This window comes from Bradyrhizobium sp. 87, from assembly GCF_023073015.1.
GTDB lineage: Bacteria > Pseudomonadota > Alphaproteobacteria > Rhizobiales > Xanthobacteraceae > Bradyrhizobium > Bradyrhizobium canariense_D.
In genome coordinates this window covers 1-2,905 of sequence record NZ_JADPIQ010000085.1, presented here as the reverse complement: position 1 = coordinate 2,905, position 2,905 = coordinate 1, and the positions used below count along the sequence as shown (strand labels likewise).

The window sequence follows — 2,905 nt, the reverse complement described above, 5'->3', positions numbered from 1 at the left end:
GCATATTTTACTTTCGATTTGACCCGGGCTTTTTTGGCAATGCGCGGGCCGCAGCGGTTTAAACCTCCCGCTGCGGCCTTCGTATTTGCGGTGCGGCTGCCAGCATGAACCGGCACGCGATCAGCCACGAACCTTGTCGCGCCGGTTGCTAAGAACTTATGCGAGGCAATATCCAGACGATGCCACCCACTCCCGTTCGCATCCGTAAGCACGAAGCTGTGCCGTTAACCGGCAGCTATGAAGTCAATTTCGCCGATGGTCGGCCGAGCGTTTACTTCTATTGGGACGATATCGCGGGACGGCGGCTTGCACCGAGCCTATTGACCGGGGCAGAAGCGCTTGAACAGGCCCGGGCACTCGCAAGAGCGGAGCTCGCCGCTATCGAGACCAGGAAGGATAGAAGAACGTAAGCTCGCGCGACTGGGGATTTTCCGGGTTGACCCAGCTAAGTGGAACCACAAGGAGCGGCGGCGTTTGAGTCATCGCCGGCTCGCCGCCTGAGCTGGCGGAGCGGCCCCGGCCTACCCCACCAGCCCCCCAAGCTGGGGCCGCCTCTCGGCCGTCCGTAGTATCGGAGTAAGTGTATGGGTTCCTCGCCCTCGATCGTGCCAACCGACCGTCTCGACCGAGACATTTACATCGTGTACATCGTGCTCGAAGACTTTGGCGCGCGCGCCGGCTGCGCCTGGCGCGAGACGGACGAACAGCACACCGATCTCGAAACAGTGCTGCAAGGCCTCCTCTCCGGCCAGTATGTCTATCCGGTCCGTATCGTGTGCTTCAACGCGAGCGAAGGATGGTCGCGCGACGCCACCTCCGACATCGCCGACGCGCTGGCCCAGCGCGCGGTCGACAGCGATGACGAGGTCTCGGCCGCCCTGCAGGGCTTCATCAGCGCCAATGCCACCAGGCGCTTTGACGTACAGCTCGCGCCTGCCGTTGCGGGGAGCTGCGTGATGTTCCGGGAAGGCAAGCCGGAAGGCCCTGCGCCTCAAGGCGAGAGCGACCACTTCATCCGCTGCACGATCTGCGACAAGATGCTGGATATGCGCGACCTCGGTGACGTGCTCGACCATCTGCACGGGCAGGAGATCGAGGAAGAGCCCGCGGCGCATTGATGGAGGACCGGACGTGACATGCGCCCGCTGCGACGGCACCCACTGGGTTTGCGAATACCATCCCGACCGCCCCTGGGAGGGGCCAAAGGCCTGCGGCTGCGGCGGCGCCGGCGAGACCCCTGCCCGGCCTGCAACGATGCCGCGCCAGACGAGATGCCGCTGCCGCCCGGATTTGAAAACAGCATCACCAGCATCGACGTCATGCGCCCGCTGTTGAGGAACCAGGCTGGAAAGCCACGTCGGAAGCCGCCGAGCTAGGACGTTTACTCAGGAACGTCGGCTTACCGACGCAAAGCGCGCAAGTCCCCCACCTTAGCCGTGATCGGCGGCTCGAAGCGGACATTCGTATCGACGGGATCTGGCTGGAGCGCGAGAAAGCGATGTTCGTTGCCTAAGAATCTAGGAACGCTGGCGAATTTCATGGTTTACTGAAGCATCACCGGCCGAGGCTTTGTCCGTAGGCGTAGGTGGCTGAGAGAGGTCGCGCTCCCGCCTGCATGTGCAAGGGAGTGATCATGCCGCACCGCAAGTTAATAGCGCGCCTACAGGCAGTCGGCGGTCTATTCGAACGCGATAAGGTTAGACTCGCGCGCATACCATACAAAGTGAAGTCCCTGGCTGATGGCGAATACGCCATGCGCGAGGGAGACAAGCCCAGCAGCTGCATCGTTGTGATCGACGGCTTTCTAGCTCGGCAAAGAGTGGTGAATGATCGAAATCAGATCTCGTCATTCTACCTGGCTGGGGACATGCCCGACTTGCCTACCCTGCATCTGCCGATTGCAGATTGTGATCTGTGCAGCGTAGGCAATTCGACGATAGCCGCTGTGTCTCATTCATCTCTCAGAGAGATGATGACCGAATCTCTCGGACTTACAGACGCGTTTTGGCGCGAAACGCTGATACAGGCGGCCATCTATCGCGAATGGGTTGAGAATCTCGGAGCCCGCCAAGCCTTAGGTCGACTCGCGCATCTTCTGTGCGAGCTTACCACTCGCATGGAATTCGTTGGGCTAACGGACAACGGCAGCTTACGGATCCCGCTCACCCAGCAAGATGTTGCCGATGCATGTGGGCTTTCGATAGTTCACGTGAACAGGACGATCCAGGAACTCAGGGGTTTGGGCCTCATCGAATGGGAAAACCACACCGTTACTCTGCTCCGCGCCGACGAACTGCAAGCTGTAGCCGAGTTCAGCCCTGAATATCTGCATCAGTTGAACCCAAGCGCAGGATCAACTCTCAGCAAAGCTGGCTCAGGGTTTTAGGAACGGCCAGGCATTTACTAACTTAGCGCCAAATGCCGCGTTTTCATTTCGACTATCATGAAGCGGAACGGGTCACTCTCGACGAGTTCGGCCAGGACATGCAGAGCGTTGTTGCAGCTCACAGGATGGCCATGGTTGCCCTGGGCGAGGCCGTGCGCGATTTTACCCTTGCTGCTCGTCCGGGCACCATCGCGATAGTCGTTAGGAATGACGGCGGCGTTCTCCTGACGGTCTCTGCCACTGTTGAGCAGACTGAAAGCTGGTGACCTTCGTGTCCCCCCTTGCTTGGCCACCCTTTCGTCTGTTGGCCTAAGCCAAAGTCTGCGACCTCGGAGACCATCGGCTCATCGGCCGCTGTTGGCGGTCCGGACAACAGGCGGCCAGCCGCTTAATAGGTACATGGCCTAGCGTGCAAAAAGGTGCGTATTTCGGCGATGGTGAGCGGCGATTTCAGGCGATCGTGAGCAGCTGTTTCGCGCGATGATGAGCAGCGGCTTTGACCGACATGGGTGATTGGTT

At 60.0% G+C, this 2,905-nt stretch carries 3 protein-coding genes and 1 pseudogene; all 4 read left to right on the top strand.

The annotated features are described in order from the left end of the window. Positions 1 to 584: 584 nt before the first annotated feature. The 4 genes and pseudogenes from IVB50_RS20835 to IVB50_RS20820 all read left to right on the top strand — a co-directional run bounded on the left by IVB50_RS20835 (position 585) and on the right by IVB50_RS20820 (position 2,652). Positions 585 to 957 (top strand): annotated as a pseudogene (locus IVB50_RS20835) (hypothetical protein). Next, positions 957 to 1,118 (top strand): hypothetical protein, encoded by a 162-nt coding sequence (locus IVB50_RS20830; protein WP_247297058.1) that lies wholly within the window; start codon positions 957 to 959, stop codon positions 1,116 to 1,118. Before IVB50_RS20835 ends, IVB50_RS20830 begins: the two are co-directional and overlap by 1 nt. A 515-nt stretch (positions 1,119 to 1,633) precedes the next feature. Then, on the top strand, positions 1,634 to 2,386 hold the full coding sequence (locus tag IVB50_RS20825; protein WP_247297056.1) for a Crp/Fnr family transcriptional regulator: 753 nt from the start codon (positions 1,634 to 1,636) through the stop codon (positions 2,384 to 2,386). A gap of 32 nt (positions 2,387 to 2,418) precedes the next feature. Then, complete coding sequence (locus IVB50_RS20820; RefSeq protein ID WP_247297055.1) at positions 2,419 to 2,652, top strand: hypothetical protein; 234 nt, start codon at positions 2,419 to 2,421, stop codon at positions 2,650 to 2,652. The last annotated feature ends 253 nt before the right edge of the window (positions 2,653 to 2,905 follow it).

What these genes read in the sequence shown, in the direction of transcription:
- IVB50_RS20830 (WP_247297058.1), top strand. Translation starts at nt 957, where the DNA reads ATGTTCCGGGAAGGCAAGCCGGAAGGCCCTGCGCCTCAAGGCGAGAGC.
- IVB50_RS20825 (WP_247297056.1), top strand. Translation starts at nt 1,634, where the DNA reads ATGCCGCACCGCAAGTTAATAGCGCGCCTACAGGCAGTCGGCGGTCTA.
- IVB50_RS20820 (WP_247297055.1), top strand. Translation starts at nt 2,419, where the DNA reads ATGCCGCGTTTTCATTTCGACTATCATGAAGCGGAACGGGTCACTCTC.